Origin of the sequence: Protofrankia sp. CiT1, assembly GCF_917627335.1 — a bacterium.
In the GTDB taxonomy this organism is placed as follows: domain Bacteria; phylum Actinomycetota; class Actinomycetes; order Frankiales; family Frankiaceae; genus Protofrankia.
The window spans coordinates 3122-3922 of sequence record NZ_CAKJTP010000212.1; the positions used below are offsets into that span (position 1 = coordinate 3122).

Here is an 801-nt window from a genome sequence, read left to right on the forward strand (position 1 = left end):
AGCCAGGCAACGCTGCCCGCCAGCTCAAACAGAATCACGAAAACGCGGTTGGCCTTGACGGCCATGAAAAGCGCACGGCAACAGGGGCGTGGATCAAGGAGCGGGGTTGGGTGCGTGCGTCGCGAGGCGACGCACGGAGTCACCGGAGGTGGTGGGTGACGACCGACGAGCCGGGGTACCCGTGCATCGCGCGGCGATGGTTGGGAAGCGATGCGGCGAGGTGCATGCCCCAATCCCGAGATAACCCCGGCGATGCCGCGTCCTCTGTTGCCGGTCGCTAATGGCTGCTTTCCCCAGGGCTGGCGGGCGAGGGGGCGCGTATGGGGCCCAACGGGTGGTTCCAGCAGTCCATTGGCTGTGGATCGGGTCCCTCATCAGGGCCCCGGAGGACGAATTTGCAGGTCTGGTCATCGGCGGCTTCCAACGTGTCCGGAGAGGCCGGGACCGACCCCGACGGGGTGGGGAGCGTGGCGCTGGACAGATCCACCCGTAGGACCGTCAGCGCCTTGTCGGTCGCGACCCGGGACGTCCGGAAGTCCACCCGGCCGGTGACTCCATCAAAGACACCACCGCGAATATACCCAACGATCTTCATCCAACTGATGCCCTCGGCCGGGTCAAGCTTGTTCACGGAGTCAAGGAATACTTGAACGGAGTCATACACCAGCCCGACGCGCTCATCCGGCCATGTACTGGCTGAAGACGACATACCGGTGGCATGGTAGGTGGCATCGAGCCGTCGGCAGAAACCGAGAAAGCGCGCGCTCTGCTGAGCATCGTGGAGAAACTCCAGATCGCCTG

1 protein-coding gene is annotated in these 801 nt (G+C 64.5%); it reads right to left on the reverse strand.

Going from position 1 to position 801, the window contains the following annotated elements:
* Window positions 1-277 precede the first annotated feature (277 nt).
* Window positions 278-801 (reverse strand): hypothetical protein (locus tag MJ785_RS20080; RefSeq protein WP_239382275.1); only part of this gene is annotated, 524 nt, incomplete at its 5' end.